We start from the raw sequence: 23,411 nt of genomic DNA on the forward strand, positions 1-23,411 counted from the left end.
AGTTTAGGCCTTATGAAGCGGCGTTGGCAGTGGACCGCCTGCGTCATCTGCCGTGATGGGACTGTGGTAGGTTTTATGCAGTCTTGATAGGAAACGTAACAACTTAGGCGCAAGTTTCGCAGCGCAAGGAAGAGCACGCCGCTCATGAGCAGTGTTTACGATCTGATCGTTATCGGTTCCGGCCCAGCAGGACAACGCGCGGCAATTTACGCGTCCAAACTGGGCAAAAAAGTCGCCGTCGTGGAGATGCGCGAGGTGGTAGGCGGTGCCTGTATCAACACCGGAACCATCCCGTCCAAGACCATGCGTGAGGCTGTTCTTCACCTCTCCGGCTACAACTACAAGTCCATCTACGGGATGAACTACCGGGTGAAGGAACGCATCACGATGGCCGACCTGGCCTTCCGGGTGCAGCACGTCATCAAGACCGAGGTGGACGTCACCGAGGCACAGCTTCAGCGCAATAACATCGAGATGTTCGTCGGCACGGCCAGCTTTGAAGGCACGAATGACGGCATCACCCAGGTTAAGGTCACGAACTCTCGCGGCGCGACCATCTACGACGCGAAGAATGTGCTGATTGCAACCGGGACGAAGCCAGCGAGCTCGCCGAAGGTGCCGATCAACGGTCACTCGATTGTGAACTCCGACCTGATCCTGGAGTTGAAGAATCTGCCGAAGACGCTGATTATCGTCGGCGGCGGTGTGATCGGGGTCGAGTACACCTGTATGTTCTCCGCGCTCGGCGTGCGGGTGACGCTGATCGAGCGGCGTCCGCGTCTGCTGGAGTTTGCGGACCAGGAGATCATTGAGGCGCTGAGCTACCACCTTCGCGATTCGCGCGTGACGATGCGCATGAATGAGGAAGTGGAAAGCGTCGACGAGATGCCCGATGGCACGGTCGTGGCGAATCTTGAATCGAAGAAGAAGGTTCAGGGCGATGCGCTCCTATACGCCGTAGGCCGCCAAGGCAATGTAGACGAGTTGAACCTGGCTGCAGTCGGGGTTGAATCGGACTCGCGCGGGCGTATTCCGGTCGATAAGGACTTCCGCACCAAGGTTCCGACGATCTTCGCCGTGGGTGATGTGATTGGCTTCCCGTCGTTGGCTTCGGTTTCGATGGAGCAGGGGCGGATCGCCAGTGCGCGTGCGTTCGGCGACGACACGGTTCTTTCCAACCCGAGCTTCTACCCGTACGGCATCTGGACGATTCCGGAGATCAGCTTCCTGGGCAAGACCGAGGAGCAGTTGACCGAGGAAGACGTGCCGTATGAGGTCGGCGTGGCGTACTATCGCGAGATCGCACGCGGACAGATTCGCGGCGATACGACCGGGCGGCTGAAGATCATCTTCCACCGGATGACGCATGCCATTCTGGGAATCCACATTATCGGCGAGGGCGCCAGCGAGTTGGTCCATATTGGGCAGGCCGTCATGTCTTTGGGCGGAAAGCTCGATTATTTCGTGGAAACCGTGTTCAACTACCCAACTCTGGCTGAATGTTATAAAGTTGCGGCGTTCAACGGTTTGAACCGCGTGAGCAAGTTCGAGTAACTCATCGGGGCATCTTTCTCAAGCCAGATGGGCAATCAGCCGAGAAGAGAAACTAAAGGGCAGGGCGGACATGGCGAAGACCATTGGGGTGGTGTTGTCGGAACGGGTATTGGCGGGGCTTGTGGTCGATCACAAGCTCGATGGACCGGTACGCGCGTTTCCGGAGGCGGCGGACGATGAGTCCGGCCTGGTGGAGATGCACACCGAAAGCCTGATCAAGACGATCTGTGAGCAGGTCATCCTCGTGCAGAACGGCCATAAAGATATTGCGGCGGTGGGTGTCGCGATGCCGGGGCTGATGAAGGCGGGGGTGGTGGAGGACTCGCCCAATCTGCCGCAGCTCAAGGGTGCGCATATCAGCGAACTGCTGTCCGCCGAGCTGAAGAATCATGGGCTCGACGTGCCGGTACATATTTTGAACGATGCCGATGGCGTTGCGGCCGGGCTCGCTGCGGCGCAGGGCAAGCTGGATCACTTTATCCGGGTCTGGACGCTGGGCGTCGGGATTGGGTATGGGCGTTATCCGTTTGCGCCGGGCGTATGGGAGGGCGGACACGCCGTCGTCACGCTGGATGACAAGGAAAACTACTGCGGGTGCGGCGGACGAGGGCACCTCGAAGGCATCATGGGGCATCGCGCGATGCGTCTGCGCTTCCTGGATATGGAGCCGGAAGAGGTCTTTGCAGAAGCGAAGAAGGGTCCGAAGGGCGGTCCGGGCGGAGATGACCGCTGCTTCCAGTTCAAGAAGCTGTGGCACAAGGCGTTGGCTGCAGGGACGGCGAGTTCAATCCACAACGAGGGACCGGGCAAGTTCTTTCTGACCGGCTTCAACTCCCGCTTCATCGATCTGCCAATGCTGAAGGACTACATCCAGCAGATGGTGAAGATGAGCCCGCTGCAAAGCTATACGCTGGAGATCGTGAACGACGACGCGGATATTCGGGTGGTGGGAGCTGCGGTGGCTGCGGAGCTTTCTTTGCAGGGCTAGGGCTTACTTTGCGAAAAGATCTGCATGGGTTCCGGTTCGCGCGAAAAGGATTTGGCCTTCCTGCAGTTGATAGATCAGAAGCCAGTCAGGCTCAACGTGGCATTCGCGATGATCTTTCCAGCTGCCGCTGAGGAGATGATCGTGATATCGCACGGGCAGTTCAATCTCCTGGGCAAGGAGCATGATGACCTCTCGCAGCTTGGTCATCTTCAGGCCCCGGCGCTCCATGAGCTTCGTATCACGACGAAATCTGGTGGCCATAACGACTTCGAGCATTGCTAAATGCCCAGGCTGGCCAGCATGTCTTCAACGTTGGCAAACTGCTCGCCGCCACCGTCTTTCAGTTCCTGCATCGCGTCGATGGTGTCCTGGTTAGGAACGTGCAGCGACGGAGGCAGGCACTTCTCTTTGACGACTTGAGTCAGCAACAGCTTCACGGCCTGGTCGACGGTGAAGCCGATACCAGCCAGAACAGCCGATGCTTCACGATCAAGGCTTTCATCCATTGTGACGACTAATGCTGTCGTGGCCATGCTTCACCTCGCAACGAGTATAGGCCTTCAGTGTTGGCAGGTGGGGCAGTAGACGGTGGTGCGGCCACCTACGATGATCTTCTTCAGCGCCGTGCCACAGTCCTTGCATGTCTCACCGGCACGGCCATAGACCTTATGTTCCAGCTGGAAGAACCCACGCACTCCGTCTGCGTCCACATAATCTGAGACAGAGGAGCCGCCGAGCTTGATGGCATGGCGCAAAACTTCGATCAAGGCAGTTCGGAGCCGCTTGAGTTCGTCGCGAGTGAGCTTCCCAGCTTGCCTTCGCGGGCGGATCTTGGCGCGGAAGAGGCTTTCATCGGCATAAATGTTGCCGACCCCATGCAGCAGAGACTGGTTGAGCAGCGCCGCCTTGATGGCGAGTTTGCGCCCCTTGAAGAGCGCAATGAAGTCTTCTTCGTTAATGGTGAGTGGCTCGGCTCCCGGGCCGCCATAGGCCTCATGCACCACGGAAAGCCGCCCAAACCGCCTCGCATCGACGAACCGAAGCTCATTGCCTCCGCTCAGCCCCAGCACCGCATGCGTGTGCGGCGGCAGCGGAACCTCCGGGTGCGAGACGAGCAGCCGCCCCGTCATACCCAGATGCACCAGAAACTGTGCAGTCTCGCCGGAGGAGCGAGTGAGGTCGGCCACAACGGTCTTGCCGATCCGGCGAACCCGGTCGATCCTTGCACCGGTCAGGACCTCTGCGATCTCCGTCTCAGGGCTCTTGAAGGTCTGAGGTTTGCCGCTGGTCCAGACGGAGTCGATCCGCTGGCCGTGGACGCGGTCATGGACTCCGTTCGCAACGGTTTCGACCTCGGGAAGCTCAGGCATGGGTCGATTCCACCGCCTCAGCCGCCTCGATGCTGACCAGCGACTCACCCTCCGCGTAGACGCTTGAATCCTTCGCTGTGGCGAACTCACGCGGATCGTTCGCCCATTCCACCTTGTCGTAGATCAGGTGGTGGCTGCCTTCAATGTCTTCGGTCGCGCTCAGCAGGGTTGCGACGACCTCGTGGTCGTCGTCAAAGACCATGTGGACCCGCTGGTTCTCAAACTCGCGCATACGGCTGAACAGAACCGGCATCGGTCACCCCGGTCCTCAGTATAAAATGACTTATGGGCGTGAGCTTCGGCTGAGTAACCCTTCAGCCAGGCGCGCGCACTCCCACCCGAAGCACCCCGGAGCATCCTCATCGTGAGCCAGTCTCAGCCTGCCAGCAAGTCCCAGCGTCAGTCCGCCGTCATCCTTGGAGCCCAGTGGGGCGATGAAGGCAAGGGCAAGATCGTCGATGTTCTCTCTGAAAAGTTCGATGTCGTCGCACGTTACGCCGGAGGCCACAACGCCGGCCACACGGTCATCATCCACGGCCGCAAGTTCGTCCTGCAACTGATCCCCTGCGGCGTCCTGCGCCCGGATTGCAAAGGCGTCATCGGCAACGGAGTCGTGCTGGACCCCGCAGCTTTCCTGGCCGAGGTCAAGAAGCTCAAGGACGCCGGTCTGCCGGTTGATGGACAGCTCTTCGTCTCCAACCGCGCGCAGGTGATCCTGCCCTATCACCGCATGATCGAGCTCGCCGCTGAGACTGCGCCTGGCCGCACCCCGATCGGCACCACCCGCCGCGGCATCGGCCCCGCGTATGAGGACAAGATCCATCGCAACGGTCTGCGGGTCGCCGACCTGCTCAACTCCTCGCTCCTGCGCACGCACATCAACAACGCCTGCCATGAGAAGAACACCATCGCCCACGCGTTGTTCGGCACGGAGCCGCTGGACCCGCGCGCCATGTATGAGGAGTACGTCAAGCTGGCCGAGCAGCTCGCCCCCTACGTCACCGACACCGCCGTCATGCTGAACGACGCCATCGACAAGGGTCAGAACGTCATGTTCGAAGGCGCGCAGGGTGCGCTGCTCGATATCGACCACGGCACCTATCCCTTCGTGACCAGCAGCTCTGCTACGGCTGGCGGCGCAGTCACCGGCACCGGTGTAGGCCCCACCAAGATCGGCACCGTGATCGGCGTGACCAAGGCTTACGTCACCCGCGTCGGCGAAGGCCCGTTCCCCACCGAGATCGACGGCCACTCCGCAGACCTGCTCCGCGCACGCGGACAGGAGTACGGCGCAGTCACCGGCCGCCCGCGCCGCTGCGGCTGGCTTGACCTGCCGTTGCTGCGCTACAGCAACATGATCAACGGGACCGAGTGGCTCGTCGTCACCAAGATGGACGTGATGGACGAGTGCGCGGAGATTCCCGTCTGCACCGGCTACAAGATCGACGGCAAGGTGACCGACGTCATCCCCGCCGACATCCGCGGCTTCGAGTCCATCAAACCCATCTACACGACGCTGAAGGGCTGGAACTGCTCGACCGAAGGCATCACGGAGTTCGATAAGCTGCCCCAGCTCGCACAGGACTACCTGCACTTCATCGAGCGCGAATCAAACGCGAAGATCGGCATGGTTTCAACCGGGCCGGACCGCATCCAGACCATGACCATGCCCGAGTTCGACACGCTGCTGGGCGGCGTCAACGTCAACGGAACCGTTGCCGGATGACGACGGCCGCCGGCTATGCGTTGGGGTCTTTGCTGACGGTCGATGGACTGGCCGTCAGTGAGGTCAGCCGCATTCTTGCGCTGACCTCGCACCTGGAGGCGATGGCTCCCGAGGAGCGATCGCAGGTTCTAAAGGGCCGCCGCGTGGCTCTGCTGTTTTACGAGTCCAGCACCCGTACCCGCACCAGCTTTGAGCTTGCAGCCAAATCACTCGGCGCGACAACTACGTTGGTCTCGGACAAGAGTTCCTCGATTGAAAAAGGCGAGAGCCTGAAGGATACCGGGCTTACTCTGCGAGCGCTGGGCGCGGAGTGCATCATCCTGCGGCATCCCGCCGGCGGGGCTCCGTTTGTGCTGGCGCAGACGACTGGGCTGCCCGTGTTAAATGCGGGCGACGGCATGCACCAGCATCCCTCGCAGGCGCTGCTTGATCTGCGGACGATTCTCTCGCGGCTAGGACGCACGGACAAACCAGTGGATGAGCATGTCCTGGATGGCGTCACCGTGACGATCGCCGGAGACATTCGCCACAGCCGTGTCGCTCGCTCAAACGCGATGCTGCTACCTCGTCTCGGTGCGCGAGTGTTGTTATGCGGCCCTCCGGAGCTTCTGCCGGAAGAAGCGCTGGGACTGGGCGATGGCATTGAGATTGTGCGCGACTTTGATGCAGCGCTGAAGCGCTCACAGGTCGTCATGATGCTGCGGATTCAGCGCGAACGGCTGGCTGGGCTGGAGATCGATCTTGCCGATTACATCATCCACTACCAGTTGAATGAAGAGCGGCTTCAGGCCTATGCGCCTCGCGCCGTCGTGATGCATCCAGGGCCGATGATTCGTGGGCTTGAGATTCAGGGCGAGGTCGCTGATTCCGCGCAGTCAGCCATTGAAGAGCAGGTCCGGCATGGGCAGGCCGTAAGGGCGGCGTTGCTGGTCCGCGCGCTTGAGCAGGCCTAAGAGAGCTATTTGTAACAGTCAAGGTTCGGAACAGGTCACGCCAGAGGGAGATTGTAACTGAATGAGTAGCGTATTGATTTCTGGCGGGCGGGTGATCGATCCGGCGAACGGTCTGGACGCCCTGCGCGATGTTTTGATCCGCGATGGTGTCATCGCTGGAGTCGAATCTCCGGGTGGTTTTGCTGGTGTTGAAGCACAGCACTTGGATGCTGCGGACTGCATCGTTTCACCCGGATTCATCGACGTCCACGTCCACCTGCGCGAGCCCGGCCAGACCTACAAGGAGACCATTGCCACCGGCACCGCAGCCGCGGCGGCTGGCGGATTTACTTCCGTCGTGGCCATGCCCAACACCGTTCCGGTGAATGACACGCCCGAATCCATGGCGTGGATGCTCGATGCCGCTCGCAATCCCGCAATCCGTCTCTTCGCCATGCCCGCGGTAACAGAGGGCAGCATGGGGGAATGCCTGACAGACTTTGCCGCGCTCGCCAAAGCCGGAGCAGTCGGCTTCACCGACGACGGCAAGCCCGTCCTGCACGATGCGATGATGCGCGCAGCCTTACTGGAAGCCGGTCGCCTCGGCCTCGTCATCTCGCAGCATGCGGAGGACACCCGCATCTCCCCGTCCTCCGGCATCAACGCCGGGGCGCTGGCGTTTCGCCTGGGGCTGCGCGGGATGTCGGTGGAGGCTGAAAGCTCCATCGTTGAACGAGATATACGGCTGCTGCGGGAGATTGAAAAGACAGATGGCGTACGCGCCCAACTGCACGTTCAACACATCTCCACCGCATGTGCGCTGGATGCCGTGCGAGCCGCCAAAGCGGAAGGTCTGCACGTCACCTGCGAGGCCGCCCCCCATCACTTCACGCTCAATGAGAATGCCATCGGCAACTTCTGCACCAACGCCAAGATGAACCCGCCGCTGCGCGTTGAGGCGGATCGCCTGGCCGTGATCGCCGGGCTGCTGGATGGCACGGTGGACTGCATCGCCACCGACCATGCGCCGCACGCACGCCACGAAAAGGAGCAGGAGTTCGAGCGCGCACCCAACGGCATCACCGGCCTGGAGACTGCACTGGGACTGGCGTTGAAGGTGCTGCACCGTGAACATGGCGCATCGTTGACGCGCATCATCGAACTCATGAGCGCGGCACCAGCGGCCATCGCACGGCTGGGTAATGCGGGGTCGCTCACTTCAAGCAAATGGGGCGACGTGACGGTCTTCGATGCGGGCGCGGAGTGGACCTACTCGGCCGCGCAGACGAGGTCGAAGTCGCGCAACACACCCTTCGATGGAGTAGGGATGCTTGGGCAGGTGAAGGCGACCGTCGTTGCGGGGCGTATCGTCTTTCGAGCGTGACTTCATCTCGAAGCCTGATCCGGCTTCTTGCCGCCAAGGTTCAGACCAAACTTAGGCGCACTCTTCGTCCCCGAGATCTTCACCGGGATGACCGCGCCCGCGCCGTCCTTGTGGAAGAACGGGTCGACCGGTTTCAGCAGGAGGCTCTTCCATTTGGAGGCCACCATCTGGGACAGCTTGGCCTGCGTCCGGACCTTTCCTGTGAACTCAAACTGCTGCCCGTCCAGCGAGTAGACACCCGCCAACGCGACGCTCGCTCCCGGCAACGTGTAGTTCAGGTTGCTGAAGTTCAGCTTGCCGCCGCTCATCTCAAACTGCCCTGTCATCAGCGAATGCACATCCGGCGCACCGGGCTTGGCGTCTTTGGGGTTTCCTTCGGCGCGGAGGCTCAGCATATCCACCTTGTCCTCCACCTCCGGGTTGGTGAAATGGATGCGCTTCAGCACGAAGCCGCCCTTCAGGCTCAGCTTCTGCGTGACGCTCTCCGGCCCGGGACGGATGTGCAGCTTCGTCTTCGTCGTGATCACGCCTGACATTACCGCCGGCTCGGTCTTGACGGAGAGCTGCAGAAAGTCCTGAATGCGCGCGGCCGGCACGTCCACGTCGAGATCGATGATGTGGCCTTTGCCCTTGACGTTCACGACCGCGCCGCTGCAGGTGAAGTCGGACTCACCCAGCCTGGCCTGCACGGGCTGCAGGTAGGTATCGCCGCTGGTGCCGTCGACGACGGCGGAGAACTCCGTCTTCAGATACATGGGGTGGTTGGCGGTGTCGAGTGAGAAGTCCGGCACGTCGGCTGTGCCCTGCACGGCAATGCGGTCAAGCTGGCCTTCGAAGTGGCCGGTGGAGTGCAGGATGCCGCCGATGCCCTTGATGGTGTTCAGATCGGCGTGGTCGAAGCGATAGTCGCCCATGACGCTGGAGTCGCCGGGGCTCTCCGTGTTCCATGGACCAAAGCTGCCCGCCGCGTGGATGTCGCCCTTCGGCACGGCGTTGGTCAGCACGGCGTCATAGGGCCACGGCGCATTCGGTCCCACGTCACGCAGGACGATGTGCTTCAACTCAAAGAGCTTGGGGTCCTTGTCCGGCTTGTCCGTGCCGATGACGAGCTGTGAGTCGTCGCAGACGATCTCATCCACCTCAATCTTGACCTTGCCCAGATGCCGGGGCTTTGCGGCACCCTGCTGTCGCATCTTGCGTGGCGGGATATGGATGGCGAGCCCACGCACATGCACCGCGCCAACATGCATCGGCTTGAACACCAGGCCCAGCAGCCCGGCATGAAACTCAAACGCATCGACTGAGATCAGCGGCGCCTTCGCACCTGCGGCCATGACATCGTCAGGCGGATAGATTCGCAGGCCGCCGCCCGTGACGTTCAGGCCCTGCAAGATGGAGACCTGAAGCCTGTCCAGCTCCACCTTACTGTCGAAGCGCGTCTTGAGCGTCTCAACGACGCGGCCCTTGAGGATCGGACCAGCCCGTGCCACCAGGATCTGCAGCACACCGATCAGGACTGCGGCTGCAAGAAGCACACTCCAGAGGGTCCATCGCCACGCTTTGCCGCGGCTATGTTGATGATTTGGAAAAACGGCTTGGCTATTTTTCTCCAATTCAAACTCCGCCCTATGAGATGCAGCTCTCACGCGGTTGGAATCAGTGAAGTTGCAGCCAGTGCAGAGGGGTGAACTAGTTCTGAGTTGCCACCGGTGCAGGGACCTGACCTTTGCTCTGTTTGTCCGGTGAGGTGCAGCTATAACCGACGTACATCAGGTTGTTGAACTGCGCGCTGGTGCCGTTGAGCGGCCCGGAGGTGTAGTTACAGACGTTGTTGGCGAGGACGGCCTTCCCTGCCAGCCCATCGGGCAGCGTGCAGGTGTCGCCCGCAGCCATCTGCTTATGGATATCGGTGGGCCAGTGCCCTTGGACGTAGCAGGCGGTGGTCGGCTTGCCGAGCGTACCGGCGGCCGGCGCGGAAGACTCTCCGCCGTGCGTGGCCGCCTCAACCTTGGGCACCGCAGGGGGCGCGCTGGCGGTTGCAGGGGCGGACTTCGACATGAACAGGCCGGCGCATAACAGCACTGCACCCGCGGCTCCAGCGGCGATCCGCCCCGCCTTGCCCGGATCGATATACGTCTTGATGCTGCCAACGATAGCGATGGTGATGAAGACGAGCCCGGCGATGATCAGGAGTGCATACGGTTGCGCGTGGAAGATGTCGTTCAGTAAGGTGTCCATGAGGATTCAAGACTAACGGGACCATGCGCGTTGTCAAGAAATTTGCGCGGGAAGGAGGCTGATGTGTATCTGGCATTGCTCAGGGGAATCAACGTGGGGGGCAAGGCCAAGCTTCCCATGAAGGAGCTTGCGGCCATCTTTACGGCGTGTGGCGCAACTGCGGTTCGGACTTATATCCAGAGCGGCAATGTCGTCTTTGAGGCAAAGCCTCACGAGGCCGCCGAGGCCTGCGTCGCGAAGGTGACGGAGGAAATTGCAAAACAGTATGGGTATCCGGGCCGCATCGTCCTGCGCTCTACGGAGGAGCTACGCGAGACCTTCACGCACAATCCGTTCCTCAAAGCGGGAGCGGTGGAGTCCACGCTCCACGTCTATTTCCTGAACGATCTCCCCGCAGCCGGTGCAGTCAAAGCCTTGGACCCACTCCGCTCCGAACCAGACGCCTTTGCAGTCCACAAACGCGCCGTGTATCTGCACCTACCGAATGGGATGGCTCGCACGAAGCTGACGAACGCTTACTTCGATTCGAAGCTGAAGACGGTCAGCACGGCACGCAACTGGAACACCATCGGCAAGCTGCTGGAGATGATGGAGGCCTAAGCGACGGCGGTCAGATTCTCAACAACCCGTTCCTTCATCCGCTGGTACAGCACGCCCACCGCGAACTCACTGAAGTGGCTCGTCGCCTTATGCTCATCCAGCGCAGCCGAGTCCTTGTACTGCTCGTAAATGAAAACAGTATTCGGGTCCGACTCCAGAAAGTGGCAGATATAGCTGACGCAGCCGGGCTCCGCGCGGGAGCCTGTGGTCAGGGCCTTCAGTGCGCCTTCAATGGCTTCGTGATCGGCCTCGTCAAAGCGCATGCGTACGGTAAAAGACAGCATCGGTCGATCTCCTAAAAATCTGAGGCTACTCCGCCAGTTCGACCAGCAGCACCTGTTCGTCTTCGTCGATCTCGCGCAGCTTCACTTCGATAATTTCGCGTGAAGAAGTGGGAATCGTCCGCCCCGTAAACGTAGATTGGATCGGCAGCTCACGATGTCCACGGTCGATCAACACCAGCAACTGCACGCTCTTCGGCCGGCCATGGTCGAACAGCGCATCGAGCGCCGCGCGAATCGTCCGCCCCGTGTAGAGCACGTCGTCCATCAGGATGATGTCGCGCCCCGTGACGTCGAACCCGATCGCACCCTTCGTCACCACAGGCCGTGGCCCGGCGGTCGAAAGATCGTCGCGATAGAAGCTGATATCCAGCACGCCCGTATCCACCGGCGTCTTCTCAATCTTCTCAATCAGCTTGCCGAGCCGCTGCGCCAGCGGCACGCCCCGCCGCTTGATCCCGATCAGCCCCAGGTTCGTCGCGCCGTCGTTCTTCTCCACAATTTCATGTGCCAGCCTGACCAGCGTCCGTTCAATCTCAGACGCCGACATCAGCCGGCCCTTCAGCCTCAACTTCGGCCCGTCTTTTTTGGTTTCAGCCATCTCTTCAGCCATGAGTCTCCACGCTTTCCGAACCGATCATAGCAGCCTCCGCACACCCTGCCGCCTTGCTCCCAGCATCCCTGCAAACGCCCCGCCGCCCATGCCCAGCAGCACCACGATCGCGCCCAGCAGACCCAGATACACCACCGCAATCCCCGCCCGTACCTCCGGCGAGTTCACCATCCCAATCACCTTTTCCTGGACATCGCGGCTCTGCTTCTGCTCCTCCATGCTGGCCTGCATCTGCACCTGCATGGTCTGGACAGACTCCGCCACCTGCGCGTCAAAGCTCGCCATCCGGTGCAGCCCGAACCGCGCCACCACCCCGGAGGTCGCCAGCGCGAGCCCAATCGCGACGATCAACATCAGCCCCGCCGTCAGCCCGATCCGTGCGCCCACGCGCCCGTTCATCAGCGCATCCGGCCGCCGCTTCTGGTAGACCGCAACCGTCGCCACGCCACCGCTGACCACCCACACAAAGTTGATCAGTGAAGCGAACGACGAAATCACGCCCAGCACGGTCAGCACCGCAGCCACCAGCGCCACGGCACCCCCGCAGATCAGGGCATTGCGCCAGTCGATCGCCTGCGGCAGCGGAGGCGGAATGGTTCCCGTGGTCGGCGTCACCGCCAGCGGCTCCGGCACGGGCTCCGGACGCATGTACTCCGGCAGCAGGATCTGCGGCGCACCGCAGTGCGGACAGAACAGGCCGGATTCATCCGTCACCGCGTGCGCGGCCAACTCGCCGCCGCAGCGATGACAGGTTCCGACCATCTGCAGCCCGCTCTGGGAAGTGCTCATCCCTTGATTGTAGCCAACATTCACGGCCGCAACGGCTTACTGCTTGTTGTCCTCATCCGTCACGCTGAAGTTGCCGGGCAGATCCAGCGCCACCAGGCCAATCTTCGTCCCGCCGTCATGCGGCTCAATAGAGACGATGTGCTGGTGCTGCTTGGACCCGAACTTCAGCTCCACCGTACCCTTACCGTCCTTCGCATTCACCTGAACGGTGTTCTTCTTGTCGTCGTCATCGCAGGTCAGACCGTCATCGGTCCGCACCGGCATGCCCACCGGCCGGTCGTCCTTACACTTGATCACCGAGCCATGCTTGGACAGGTCCTTCTGGTAGAAGGCCATCACCTGGTCCGTGCTGTCCGGCGTGGTGTAGCTCACCGCCTTCACGCCCAGGTGAAAGCTGCCGAAGCTCATATTGATGTCCGCCGCGCTGTCGTTCTCGTTCTTCTTCCGCTCCAGCACCGCACCCGGATAGACGTCCAGGCCCATATTGCCCTGGATCACCTTGTCGTTGGTCTTGACGCTCATGCCGCCAAACGGAGTCGCGATCTTCACGTTGGTGGCGTCGCCGTCCTTGTGATCCTCCACCCGGCAACCTGTAACTGAAGCCAAAAGTGCGCCTGCCGCGCCTACCAGAACAGCCATCCGAACCTGATTGATTGTCATAACCTTCATCCTCGCCCGCCTTGCACGGGTCGTTGCCTGCGGCGTGGCCCTGCCGCCGTTACCCCAACATACGCGCCCCGGCCCAAATTCGTTCCAGAAAAGAGACTTAGCCAAGGGTAATCAAGGCGAATCCCTTTGGATTCTGTTGTTCGGACGGCGCGCGCCTCACCTATACTGGCCCCAGCCATGGCCCCGCAGGAATCAATCCGTAAGCGTTCCGGCAGTGGAGGCACCGGTGCGTCGTCCGCACGCGAGATCCCGGATAAGCTCTACTTCCGCATCGGAGAGGTCGCCAAACTCTGCGACGTGCCGGCCTATGTCCTGCGCTTCTGGGAAGGCGAATTCCCCCAGCTTCGGCCCAACAAAGGTGGCACCGGCCAGCGCCTCTACCGCCGCCGCGACGTCGAAATGGCCCTCCGCATCAAGACCCTCCTCTATGACGAGGGCTACACCATCCCCGGCGCACGCCAGGCCTTCAAGGCTGAGCTTCGCACCACCCGGGACACCCAACTCGGTCTCGGAGACATGGGAGAGCCGGAGTCTGCGGCTCCAGGCGCAGTCGACACCAGCCACCTTGAAGCCATCCGCAAGGAACTCGGCGAGCTCCACGCCATGCTCTCGCGCCCGGCGGTGGCGAAGTCGGTGGTGCAGCCCATCCGCCCCCCGCGTCCGCAGCCCATCCCCCGCGCCAAGACGCCGCCAGCCCAGTTTCCCAAGTCGAAGCTGATGCTGGAGCGCGAAAAAGGCCCCACCCTCCTGGACTCCCTCTTCGACGACCTCGACTTCGATCCACCCACCCAGGCCTAAGCTCGCCACACCCGCCACCCTCAAACTGGCAGCTCACGGCTGATAGCTGACACCTGGAAGAAAACCACACCTCACACGCGGCACACCCATCACACATCCACCGCGCTAAACTGATAAGACCGCATACGGTCCCAAAACCCTTGTCCACTACCCAGCCCACGACCCAGCCCATCCCCGAAACGACCCCACGAGCAGGCTTCTTCAGCCTCAAGCACCAGCACTCCGTCTTCTCCGCCACGATGTTGCTCATGGGAGCGTCCCTGCTCTCCGGCGTCCTCGGCCTCGTCCGCACCAAGTACATCGCCTACGTCTTCGGCGCAGGCAGCATAACGGACGCCTACAACGCCGCCTTCAACCTGCCGGACATGATCAGCTACTTCCTGATCGGCGGCGTGGCCTCCATCACCCTGGTCAACATCCTCAGCCGCTACCGTGAGGCAGGCGACGAAGAAGGCGCGGACCGTGCCCTCTCCATCATCCTCAACGCCATGATGGTCGTGCTCGGCACCGGCATCCTCATCGCGGAGCTCATCGCCCCCTGGTACACCGCCGCGCTCTTCCCCAAGCTCAACCCGGAGACCGCCGCCCTCTGCACCCATCTCACGCGCCTGCTGCTACCCGCACAGTTCTTCTTCTTCGTCGGAGGAGTCCTCGGCTCACGCCTGCTGGTGCGCAAGATCTTCCTCTACCAGGCCATCACGCCGCTGATCTATAACTTGGGCATCATCCTCGGCGGCGTCCTGCTCTCCGCCCGCCTCGGCATCGATTCGCTCGCCTATGGTGTCCTGGGCGGTGCCTTCGTCGGAGCCGCACTCCTCAACGCCATCGGTGCCTTTCGCGGCGGCCTGCGCTACACCCCCATCTTCAACCTCAAGCATCCGGCCTTTCTGGAGTGGCTCAAGCTCTCGCTGCCCCTCATGATCGGCGTCTCGCTGGCCATGGCGGACAAGTGGATTCTCGGCTACTTCGCCACGGCGGATGACGGCGGCCTCACCCGCCTTCAAAACGCCAAGACCCTCTTCAACGCGCCGCTCGGGATCATTGGCGCGGCTGCCGGCGCGGCGTCGCTGCCGTTCTTCACCAGCCTCTACGCCCAAGGCCGCCACTTCGACTTCAACGCCGCCGTCAACCGTGCCGTCTCGCGCCTTCTGGCCGTAGGCCTCCTCTGCACCGCCTGGATGTGCTCGCTCTCGGTCCCAATCCTCGATATCTACCGTGGCGGCGTCTACAGCAAGGCCGACGCCCTCAACACCGCACACTACTTCGCCATCTTCTCCGTCTCGTTGGCGTTGTGGTCCGCCCAGGGAATCTACGCCCGAGCCTTCTACGCCGCGCGCAACACCCTCACGCCTGCCATCTCCGGCACCGTCGTCACGCTGGTTTCGATTCCCATCTACGCGCTGCTCTTCCACCACATCGGCGTGGATGGCCTGGCGATCGCCTCCGACCTCGGCATCCTCGCCCACACGGTGGCCTTGGCCGTGCTGCTCCATCAGAAGCACATCGTATCGCTGGCGAGTCTGGAGTTTGAGGAGATAGGCCGAGCCCTGATCGCCGCGCTGCTGGCCTACTTCCTGACCTCAACGGCCATCCCGTACATCCCACACCCGTCCGGCCACCCCGGCGACATTGTGGTCATCCTGATCGCCTCCGCCCTCTGGGCCGGAGTGATCCTCTTCACCCTGCAACTCTCCGGCTCGAAGCTCATCCAGCAGCTTCGAAACCGGAAAGCTTAGGGCAAACGCCCTTACAGCCCCTTGGCGTCCTCATACTCCTCGTACCAGGCCTTCTGGATCGCCTCCAGCCCCGGCTCGGTCGACTTCATCGGATCGCCCACAAACCCCGGCAGCTCTGTCACATACTTATGCAGGTCCGTAAATCGCACCGTGTACGGCTCGATCTCCGGATACTTCTCCTGCAGTTGAATCCCAATCTCTTCGGCATCGGTCCACTGAATCTCACGCGGCATCGTTCGTCTCCTCTGAGCTTGGATGCGCGAGAGCCGCCGCGGGACGTTCTACTTTGCGAACCTCCACCAGCGTCGAGTAAAACGTGGCCCCGCCGCCCAGGTCCGTCACCCGCTCACTCGTCAGCGCGTTGACATTCGCGCCGCGTCCGGAGAGGTCCTGGCCAAGCTTCGCCCAGTCCAGCCTGGCCGCCACCACGCCGCGGTTGATCTTGCCGTTTATCCCCACCTTCAGGACGATCCTGCCGCGCGCGTTGAAGATCTCCACCTCGTCGCCGGTCTGCACACTCCGGGCCTGCGCATCGTCCGCATGCATTTCGAGCACGCCGTCGGTTTTGGCCTCCATGCGCTGATGCACAGCCTGATTGGCAAACGTCGAGTTCATATAGTTGTCCGCCTTCCGCCCCAGGAACTCCAGCGGATACTCCCCCGTAGCCCGCGCGCGAGACTCCTCCGGTGCCACATACACCGGCACCGGCACCAACTCCCCCTTGCCGCTCGGAGTCCTGAACCACTCAGCAGTAGAGAAGGGAAGCGTCTCTCCGGCCTCATTGCCCGGCAGCCTCAGCGCGACATGCCCCTCCCGCTCCAGCCGCTCCCGCGTAATCCCCTCAAACCAGGCATTGCCGGAGGCCAGCGTCTGATCGATCAACTCATCATCGCCATCCTTGAAGCAGTCTTCCTCAAACCCCATCCGCTGCCCAAGCTCGCCAAACACCCGCACGTTGGACCGAGCCTCCCCCAGCGGAGCAATCGCTCGGTTACTCACCTGCGCGAACAGGTGCCCGTAAGCCCCCTGCACATCCTTCACCTCAAGAAACGTTGGCGCGGGCAGCAGCACATCCGCATAGTCCGCTGTATCGGTAAAGAACTGCTCATGGACGACCGTAAAGAGATCGTCCCGGCGCATCCCCGCCAACACAACATTTTGATTCGGAGCCACAGCCGCAGCATTCGAGTTATAGACAAACAAAGCCTTCACCGGCGGGCCATCTTTCGCCTCCGAACCGAGCTCCGTCAAAGCCTGCCCTAACTGGCTCATATTCACCACCCGAGCCGCACGCCCCAGCGGACTCGCATACATCAGGTCCGGCCTCTGCAGCGTGTTGTTGTCGAACGGAAATGACCCACTCGTAGAAAGCAGCAGCCCACCGCCCTTGTGCTTCCACGCTCCCGTCACCAGAGGCAGCATCGCAACAGCCCTCGCCGCAGTCCCACCGTTCTCACTCCGCTGCACCCCATAGTTCACCCGAATCACCGCCGGCTTGCCCGTACGCTTCAAGCACCCCGCATACTCCCGCGCCAGCCCCACAATCTTCTCCACTGAGATCCCGGTAGCAAGCGAAACCACCTCCGGCGCATGTTCCGCCTTCAGCGCATGAGCCCGAAGCTCCGCCGCCCCGACAGTACACTCCGCCAGATACGCAGCATCCTCAAGCCCCTCGCTGAAGATCACATGCATCATCCCCAGCGCCAGCAGCCCATCGGTCCCCGGATTGATCGCCAGGTGCTCATCCGCCAGCGCCGCCGTCCGCGTCCGGTAAGGGTCAATCACCACCAGCCGCGCGCCTTTTCTCCGGGCTTCCTCAATAAACGGCCAAAGGTGAATGTTGTTCCCATGAATATTCGCCCCCCACGCGATCACCAACCCCGCATGAGCGAAGTCCTGCGGCACCGTCCCCAGCTTCACCCCATACACGCTCGTCAGCGCAGCCCCACCCGCCGTCGCGCAGATCGTACGGTCGAGCTGCGAAGCCCCCAGCCGATAAAAAAACCGCCGGTCCATCGACCCATACCCAAGCTGCCCGATCGTCCCCGCATAGCTATAGGGCAGAATGCTCTCCGGCCCAAACTCGTCCGAAATCCCCTGCAGCCGTGTCGCGATCACCTCGAGCGCCTCGTCCCAAGTAATCCGCTCGAACGCCTCCATCTCCCGTCCCTGCACCAGCGGCCCCTTGGCCACGCCAGCCTTACGCTTCATCGGATACAGCAGACGATCCGGCGCATACACCCGGTCAAGATACTTCGCTACCTTGCCGCACAAAAACCCACGCGTCACCGGATGGTTCGGATCGCCTTCCACCTTCACCGCACGTTCCTGCCCGGCCGCATCCGTCGCGACCGTCACCAGCACCCCGCAGCTATCCGGGCAGTCATGCGAGCACACCGCATGCACCACGCGCCTCCCGCTCTCGCCCACAAGCTCCATCTGCCTATTCTAGGCCCGCCGTGTATCCTGCTCTCCAAAGGTTCCCCGCAAAAATGCCCAAAGAACAACCATCCCCCGGCCGCCTGGAAGCCTTCTCAGACGGCGTCATCGCCGTTATCATCACCATCATGGTCCTGGACTTCAAGGTCCCGCATGACCCCGGCCCCGCAGCCTTTGCCCGAGCCATCCTCCCCACGCTCGCCGTCTACTTCCTCTCCTTCACCTTCACCGGAATCTACTGGGTCAATCATCACCACCTAGTGCATCGCATCCGCCACGTCAACGCGCCCATGCTCTACGGAAATCTTTTCTTCCTCTTCTGCCTGTCGCTCCTGCCCTTCGCCACGTCTTACGCGCTGGAGAAGCACTTTGACTCCTTCTCGGTCGCCGTCTACGCCGGAGCCCTGCTCCTAAGCGGCATCGGCTTCATCGCGCTCTCGCTCGCCATCGGCCGTCATCTCCACCGCACCGGCGGCGTAGAAGACCCCACAGACGCAGCCATTCAGCAGGCCGAGCGCAGCAAAGCCTTCCTCAGCCTCGCCATGTACGCCCTTGCAATGCCCTCGCCTACTGGCACCCCTTCGTCGCCGCGGCTGAGATCGCCCTCGTCACCGTCATCTGGATCGTCCCCGGCTTCCTCCTCAAGGCAGCCCACGAAAACTGCGAGACCCACGGCGCCGTCTGATCGATACGGTATCCTCTCCTCACGCGCGTCCAGGTGATCCCATGAAAACCCTCTTCCTCCTCGCCCTCATTCTCTGCCTGCCACTCGCCCCCGCCGTCCGCGCGCAGGACAAAGGTCCGGACCAGCTCCGCACCCTCTCCCACGACGAACTCGCCATCATCAAGGTCCTTAACGCGCAGGAGAAGGCCTGGAATCGCGGTGACATCGACTCCTACGTCACCGGCTACAAGAACGCGCCGGACATCCTCTTCGTCGGCGCACAGGTCAGCCACGGCTACGCCCAGATGGTCTCCGACTACCGCCACAACTACCCCAACCGCGACGCCATGGGCACCCTCACCTTCGCAGATCTCGAGCCCCGCCTGCTCGACGAAAAGTTCGCCGTAGTCCTCGGCAAGTATCACCTCGACCGCAACAAAAAGGCCGGCGGCCCAGCCGACGGAATCTTCTCCCTCATCTTCGAAAAAACCGAGGGCGGCTGGAAGATCATCGTCGATCACACCACCTAAAGCCCACCCGTCTTTCGACACCCTCACCCTCCTCAAATCCAAAAGAGGCTGAACCAATTCCGCCACTCAGGCCGGATCGCCAAGCCCTGCTCCAAGGCACCCGCACCCCACCGGCAACGTAGTTCTCTCCCGCATCGGCCCTCGGCGATCTTCCCCGATTGGGCGCTTGTGCCGTGTATTCAGCCCTGCTCGCCCCCTCACGTCAAAGACCATCCCTGACGCTCCGTCCGCCCGAGATCCCGCGCCACCCTCCCTCCGTCCAAAAAATTTCTTCAAGTGGTCTGAACAATTCCCCTTGACAAGACTTCTCCGCGCTTTGCAGAATGCTCTCGCTTGCAAACTATCAATCGGTCGGGCCGGGAAATTTCCGGCGCACTCGCACCTGCCACAAACCCTTTTGGAGAGCCTGATGCGCACACTCGTAGCCACGAAATCCACCCCCTCCAGCCTGGCCTCAGCGATCAGGCTCGCCACAGTCATCCTCCTGGCCGTCCTCTGCTTCTTCTCGACCGGAAGCCGCCTCGACGCACAGATCGGAGGCAGCGGCTCCATCAGCGGAACCGTCACCGATCCCAGCGGCGCAGTCATCCCCAACGCGCTCATCGTCGCCGTCAACAACGCCAACGGCACCAGGGTCACGCAGCACTCCAGCGGCGCCGGTGCCTTCACGCTCTCGCCCCTGGAAGCCGGCCAATATACCGTCACCATCGTCGCCACCGGCTTTGAGAAGCTCACCCAGGAGCACATCCAGGTCAACGCGTTGCAGATCGTCGGCCTCAAGCCCCAGCTCACCCTCGGCGTCTCAACCGAGACCGTAACCGTAGAAGGTGCGCCACCCCAGCTCGACACCCAGAACGCCTCCATCGGCGGCACCATGGAGAACGCCGAGTACGTCGCGCTCCCGCTGCAGATCAACGGCGGCGCACGCAATCCCACCTCCTTCGTCTATCTCGAACCCGGCGTCGCCCACGGCGGCTCCGGCGTTCAGACCGGCATCTTCAGCGGCACCGGCAGCGCCGGTCGTCTGGATGAGGTTTACATCGATGGCTTCCCCCAGACCAGCATCTACGAGCAGGGCGACCCGCGTTACGTCTCCAACCTCGTCTCCGTTGAGGCCGTCGACCAGTTCCAGGTCATCACCAGCAACCCGCCCGCCGCCTACCAGGGCGTCGGCCTGGAGAACTACACCATCCGCTCCGGCTCCAACAAGATTCACGGCTCCGTCTTCGACTACTACCGCGACACCTCCTTCGATACCTGGGGCTTCTTCCAGCCCAACGTCATCAACCCTCTCCTGGGCCACGCCACCAAGCCCAACGAGCACCAGTCCGAGTACGGCGTCTCCCTCAGCGGCCCCATCAAGAAGGACAAGATCTTCCTCTTCGCCAACTACGACGGCTTCTATCTCCACAAGGACAACAACCCCACCTACTCCACCATCCCCACGCTCGCCATGCGCAGTGGAGACTTCAGCCAGTTCCTGACGCTCGCAACCCCGCAGGCCATCTACGATCCCACAAGCTGCCCCACCGGATCGCAGAGCGCCGGCACCTGCACCCGCACGCAGTTCGCCTATAACAACCAGCCCAACGTCATCAATCCCGCACGCATCGGCGCGGCTGAGACCTTCATGCAGAAGTTCCAGCCCACGCCCATCAACAGCAACATCACCAACAACTACCTCTCGCAGATCCCCAGCTTTCAGCACCACTTCAGCACCATGGAGCACCTGGACTGGACCATCAACGACCGCCAGCGCTTCTCCGTCATCTTCGGCGCGCAGCTCGGCGCGGTCTATGGCTTCCAATCCAACGGCTCCAACCCCGGCCCGCTCCCGTACACCTCAGGCCAGGGCTTTGAGACCAAGAACAAGCTCATCCAGGCTGAGCACACCTTCACCATCAACCAGCATCTCGTAAACCAGTTCAAGGCCGGCTACACCCGCTTCTGGGGCCCGGTCTTCAACCCCGACTACCGCACCCCCGGCTTCGGCCTCGGCACCAATGCCGGCGTCACCGGACTCCCCGGCGGCCAGGCCTCAGGTTCGTTCCCCACCGTCACCTGGGCTGGCAACAACCCGCTCACCCAGTGGAGCGGCGACCAGGACTACAACGACATCACCAACTACGCCACCATCCTGGACAACGTCCAATACATCAAGGGCAAACACACCTTCACCTTCGGCGGCACCCATCAGTGGCTTGAGGTGCAGGACATCGCTTACACCACTGGCATCTCGCCCGTGACCCTCACGTACAGCAACAGCCAGACCGCCCTCTACACCAACAAGACCGGCATCTCCTCCACCGGCCACTCCTACGCCAGCTTCCTTATCGGCCAGGTCAACCAGGGCTCGCTCACCCAGCAGTCCTTCATCGATACCGGCGCACGCATCCAGCCCAGCTCACTCTACGCCCAGGACGACTACAAGCTCACCTCCAAGCTCACCCTCAACATCGGCCTCCGCTGGGACTACTACCCCGCCTACCGCGAGGTCATCAACCGCAGCACCTTCCTCAACATCAACGCCACCAACCCCATCACCGGCAACAAGGGCGCACTGGAGTACGCCGGCAGCGGCACCGGCCCGTACTGCAACTGCAACACGCCGGTCAACAGCTGGTACAAGAACTTCGGCCCCCGTCTCGGCTTCGCGTATAGCGTCGCTCCCGGCACCGTCATTCGCGGCGGTTACGCCATCGCCTACACCCACGGCTCCGGCACCCGCAGCGCGCTCTTCAAAGGCACCGGCACCGTAGGCCTCAGCTCCGCGCCTTCCATCGTCAGCAAAACCTCCGGAGACGCAGCCTTCCTCCTCGATAGCGGCTTCCCCGCCTATACCGCGCCACCCACCATCAACGCCGGCTACGGAACCTTCTACACCACCCTCTCCAACACCCCCGCCTCCAGCATGAGCTACCCCGATCCCTACCTCGGCTCACGCGCGCCCTACGCCAACATGTACAACCTCGGCATCGAGCAGCAGCTCACCAAGGACATGGCCGTCCAGATCAACTACGTCGGCTCCCAGGGCCACTTCCTGCCGGTCTCCGCCAGCGGCGCACGCGGCTACTTCAGCAACCAGCTCAACCCCCAGTACCTCAAGCTGGGCTCCCTGCTCGGCACCACGGTCACCCCTGCGGTCATCGCCCAGGCTCAACAGGTCTTCCCCGGAATCCAACTCCCCTACGCCTCGTTCTCCGGCACCCTGGCGCAGGCGCTCGTTCCATTCCCCCAGTACTCCGGCGTCTCCGATACCTACGACAACCTCGTCAACTCCAATTACAACTCCCTCCAATTCATCATCAAGCAGCGCATGAGCCGAGACATCGACTTCATGTTCAACTACACCTGGAGCGCGGAGATCGACGACAACGGAACCTTCCGCAGCGGCTATCTCTCCAACCGCGTCGAGCGTGGACGCGGAACCGCCGACGTCCCCAACGTCATCAACTCCACCGCCATCGTCAAGCTCCCCTTCGGCAAAGGCCAGCCGCTCCACTCCAACAACCGCTTCCTCAACAGCCTCATGAGCGACTTCTCGCTCTCCGCCATCTACACCTATAGCTCCGGCATCCCGCTCGCCATCATCTCCTCCGGCTGCGTCGCACCCGGCACCGGCCAGTGCATGCCCAACTACAACCCCAACTACACCGGCTCCAAGGTCCGCATCAACGGAAGCTACGGCCAGGGCGTCACCGCGGCCACCGCCGCCACCACCCATTACATCGACATCAACGGCTTCATCGACCCCTCCGCCGCCACCAGCTCAACCGCAACCGCCGCCCAGAAGGCAGCCTACCCCAACTACACCATCGGCAACGTCGCACGCACCGCGCCCTACGGTCTCCGCGGACCCACGGCCTTTGACGGCGACGTCAGCCTCAAGCGCACCATCACCCTCCACGACAACGTCAACCTGCTCCTCGACGTCTCCGCCTACAACATCACCAACTCCGTCATCCTGGCCGCGCCCGGCGTCAGCACCAGCACCCCGAGCACCTTCGGCGTCTCCAGCAGCCAGAGCAATCTCTCCCGAGACATCCAGCTCGCAGCCCGCATCAACTTCTAACCCTGTTGTCCTCACAAACGGCGTTCCT

At 62.1% G+C, this 23,411-nt stretch carries 23 protein-coding genes; 11 read left to right on the forward strand and 12 right to left on the reverse strand.

Annotation, left to right across the window (positions count from 1 at the left end; translation table 11 throughout):
• Nucleotides 1-144 precede the first annotated feature (144 nt).
• Both sthA and ACIX9_RS17425 read left to right on the forward strand, forming a co-directional pair.
• Nucleotides 145-1,554, forward strand: coding sequence for a Si-specific NAD(P)(+) transhydrogenase (gene sthA / locus ACIX9_RS17420; protein WP_013581811.1), 1,410 nt, complete (start codon nt 145-147; stop codon nt 1,552-1,554).
• 70 nt (nt 1,555-1,624) lie between these two features.
• Nucleotides 1,625-2,542, forward strand: a complete 918-nt coding sequence (locus tag ACIX9_RS17425; RefSeq protein ID WP_013581812.1) for an ROK family protein — start codon at nt 1,625-1,627, stop codon at nt 2,540-2,542.
• Between the two features lie 3 nt (nt 2,543-2,545).
• On the opposite strand, the gene ACIX9_RS27780 is transcribed toward ACIX9_RS17425, so the two are convergent.
• The 4 genes from ACIX9_RS27780 to ACIX9_RS17445 are packed head-to-tail and all read right to left on the reverse strand — an operon-like array spanning nt 2,546 to nt 4,165.
• Nucleotides 2,546-2,818 (reverse strand): type II toxin-antitoxin system YafQ family toxin, encoded by a 273-nt coding sequence (locus ACIX9_RS27780; protein WP_013581813.1) that lies wholly within the window; start codon nt 2,816-2,818, stop codon nt 2,546-2,548.
• 2 nt (nt 2,819-2,820) lie between these two features.
• Nucleotides 2,821-3,075 carry a type II toxin-antitoxin system RelB/DinJ family antitoxin gene (locus tag ACIX9_RS17435; RefSeq protein ID WP_013581814.1) on the reverse strand — a complete coding sequence of 85 codons (255 nt, stop codon included), beginning with the start codon at nt 3,073-3,075 and terminating at the stop codon, nt 2,821-2,823.
• 27 nt (nt 3,076-3,102) lie between these two features.
• Nucleotides 3,103-3,912 (reverse strand): bifunctional DNA-formamidopyrimidine glycosylase/DNA-(apurinic or apyrimidinic site) lyase, encoded by an 810-nt coding sequence (gene mutM, locus ACIX9_RS17440; protein WP_013581815.1) that lies wholly within the window; start codon nt 3,910-3,912, stop codon nt 3,103-3,105.
• A complete protein-coding gene (locus tag ACIX9_RS17445; protein ID WP_013581816.1) occupies nt 3,905-4,165 on the reverse strand; it encodes a hypothetical protein in 261 nt (86 codons plus the stop codon). Before ACIX9_RS17445 ends, mutM begins: the two co-directional genes overlap by 8 nt.
• Nucleotides 4,166-4,276: 111 nt before the next feature.
• On the opposite strand from ACIX9_RS17445, the gene ACIX9_RS17450 reads away from it, so the two are divergent.
• The 3 genes from ACIX9_RS17450 to ACIX9_RS17460 all read left to right on the forward strand — a co-directional run bounded on the left by ACIX9_RS17450 (nt 4,277) and on the right by ACIX9_RS17460 (nt 7,954).
• Nucleotides 4,277-5,638: an adenylosuccinate synthase gene (locus ACIX9_RS17450; RefSeq protein ID WP_013581817.1), complete on the forward strand. Its 1,362-nt coding sequence runs from the start codon at nt 4,277-4,279 to the stop codon at nt 5,636-5,638.
• A complete protein-coding gene (locus tag ACIX9_RS17455; RefSeq protein ID WP_013581818.1) occupies nt 5,635-6,591 on the forward strand; it encodes an aspartate carbamoyltransferase catalytic subunit in 957 nt (318 codons plus the stop codon). Before ACIX9_RS17450 ends, ACIX9_RS17455 begins: the two co-directional genes overlap by 4 nt.
• A 61-nt stretch (nt 6,592-6,652) precedes the next feature.
• On the forward strand, nt 6,653-7,954 hold the full coding sequence (locus ACIX9_RS17460) for a dihydroorotase (RefSeq protein WP_013581819.1): 1,302 nt from the start codon (nt 6,653-6,655) through the stop codon (nt 7,952-7,954).
• A gap of 2 nt (nt 7,955-7,956) precedes the next feature.
• On the opposite strand, the gene ACIX9_RS17465 is transcribed toward ACIX9_RS17460, so the two are convergent.
• Both ACIX9_RS17465 and ACIX9_RS17470 read right to left on the reverse strand, forming a co-directional pair.
• Nucleotides 7,957-9,489: an AsmA family protein gene (locus tag ACIX9_RS17465; protein ID WP_157477664.1), complete on the reverse strand. Its 1,533-nt coding sequence runs from the start codon at nt 9,487-9,489 to the stop codon at nt 7,957-7,959.
• 154 nt (nt 9,490-9,643) lie between these two features.
• Nucleotides 9,644-10,192 (reverse strand): hypothetical protein, encoded by a 549-nt coding sequence (locus tag ACIX9_RS17470; RefSeq protein WP_013581821.1) that lies wholly within the window; start codon nt 10,190-10,192, stop codon nt 9,644-9,646.
• Nucleotides 10,193-10,255: 63 nt separating this feature from the next.
• Here ACIX9_RS17470 and ACIX9_RS17475 point away from each other — a divergent pair, with 63 nt between their 5' ends.
• A complete protein-coding gene (locus ACIX9_RS17475) occupies nt 10,256-10,792 on the forward strand; it encodes a DUF1697 domain-containing protein (RefSeq protein WP_013581822.1) in 537 nt (178 codons plus the stop codon).
• Here the strand turns inward: ACIX9_RS17475 and ACIX9_RS17480 are convergent.
• The 4 genes from ACIX9_RS17480 to ACIX9_RS17495 are packed head-to-tail and all read right to left on the reverse strand — an operon-like array spanning nt 10,789 to nt 13,144.
• Nucleotides 10,789-11,076, reverse strand: a complete 288-nt coding sequence (locus tag ACIX9_RS17480) for a putative quinol monooxygenase (RefSeq protein ID WP_013581823.1) — start codon at nt 11,074-11,076, stop codon at nt 10,789-10,791. The two genes, ACIX9_RS17475 and ACIX9_RS17480, sit on opposite strands and share 4 nt — an antisense overlap.
• A 25-nt stretch (nt 11,077-11,101) precedes the next feature.
• Nucleotides 11,102-11,686 (reverse strand): bifunctional pyr operon transcriptional regulator/uracil phosphoribosyltransferase PyrR, encoded by a 585-nt coding sequence (gene pyrR / locus ACIX9_RS17485; protein WP_013581824.1) that lies wholly within the window; start codon nt 11,684-11,686, stop codon nt 11,102-11,104.
• A 24-nt stretch (nt 11,687-11,710) separates the two neighbouring features.
• Nucleotides 11,711-12,475, reverse strand: coding sequence for a zinc ribbon domain-containing protein (locus ACIX9_RS17490; protein WP_013581825.1), 765 nt, complete (start codon nt 12,473-12,475; stop codon nt 11,711-11,713).
• A 36-nt stretch (nt 12,476-12,511) separates the two neighbouring features.
• Nucleotides 12,512-13,144: a hypothetical protein gene (locus ACIX9_RS17495; protein WP_232298745.1), complete on the reverse strand. Its 633-nt coding sequence runs from the start codon at nt 13,142-13,144 to the stop codon at nt 12,512-12,514.
• A 177-nt stretch (nt 13,145-13,321) separates the two neighbouring features.
• Here ACIX9_RS17495 and ACIX9_RS24050 point away from each other — a divergent pair, with 177 nt between their 5' ends.
• Nucleotides 13,322-13,942 carry a MerR family transcriptional regulator gene (locus ACIX9_RS24050; protein ID WP_013581827.1) on the forward strand — a complete coding sequence of 207 codons (621 nt, stop codon included), beginning with the start codon at nt 13,322-13,324 and terminating at the stop codon, nt 13,940-13,942.
• 140 nt (nt 13,943-14,082) lie between these two features.
• The gene (gene murJ, locus ACIX9_RS17505) at nt 14,083-15,678 is read left to right on the forward strand and encodes a murein biosynthesis integral membrane protein MurJ (RefSeq protein WP_013581828.1); all 1,596 of its coding nucleotides are present in this window, start codon (nt 14,083-14,085) and stop codon (nt 15,676-15,678) included.
• An 11-nt stretch (nt 15,679-15,689) separates the two neighbouring features.
• On the opposite strand, the gene iscX is transcribed toward murJ, so the two are convergent.
• Both iscX and ACIX9_RS17515 read right to left on the reverse strand, forming a co-directional pair.
• On the reverse strand, nt 15,690-15,911 hold the full coding sequence (iscX, locus tag ACIX9_RS17510) for a Fe-S cluster assembly protein IscX (RefSeq protein WP_013581829.1): 222 nt from the start codon (nt 15,909-15,911) through the stop codon (nt 15,690-15,692).
• Nucleotides 15,901-18,117, reverse strand: a complete 2,217-nt coding sequence (locus tag ACIX9_RS17515) for a molybdopterin-containing oxidoreductase family protein (protein WP_013581830.1) — start codon at nt 18,115-18,117, stop codon at nt 15,901-15,903. The genes iscX and ACIX9_RS17515 overlap by 11 nt, the downstream gene beginning before the upstream one ends.
• A gap of 53 nt (nt 18,118-18,170) precedes the next feature.
• Here ACIX9_RS17515 and ACIX9_RS17520 point away from each other — a divergent pair, with 53 nt between their 5' ends.
• From ACIX9_RS17520 to ACIX9_RS17530, 3 genes are all read left to right on the forward strand, one after another.
• Nucleotides 18,171-18,839 (forward strand): TMEM175 family protein, encoded by a 669-nt coding sequence (locus ACIX9_RS17520; RefSeq protein ID WP_013581831.1) that lies wholly within the window; start codon nt 18,171-18,173, stop codon nt 18,837-18,839.
• A gap of 4 nt (nt 18,840-18,843) precedes the next feature.
• Complete coding sequence (locus tag ACIX9_RS17525; RefSeq protein ID WP_013581832.1) at nt 18,844-19,311, forward strand: YybH family protein; 468 nt, start codon at nt 18,844-18,846, stop codon at nt 19,309-19,311.
• Between the two features lie 409 nt (nt 19,312-19,720).
• Nucleotides 19,721-23,383 (forward strand): TonB-dependent receptor, encoded by a 3,663-nt coding sequence (locus ACIX9_RS17530; protein WP_013581833.1) that lies wholly within the window; start codon nt 19,721-19,723, stop codon nt 23,381-23,383.
• Nucleotides 23,384-23,411: the final 28 nt, after the last annotated feature.

This window comes from Granulicella tundricola MP5ACTX9 (genome assembly GCF_000178975.2).
Lineage (GTDB): Bacteria > Acidobacteriota > Terriglobia > Terriglobales > Acidobacteriaceae > Edaphobacter > Edaphobacter tundricola.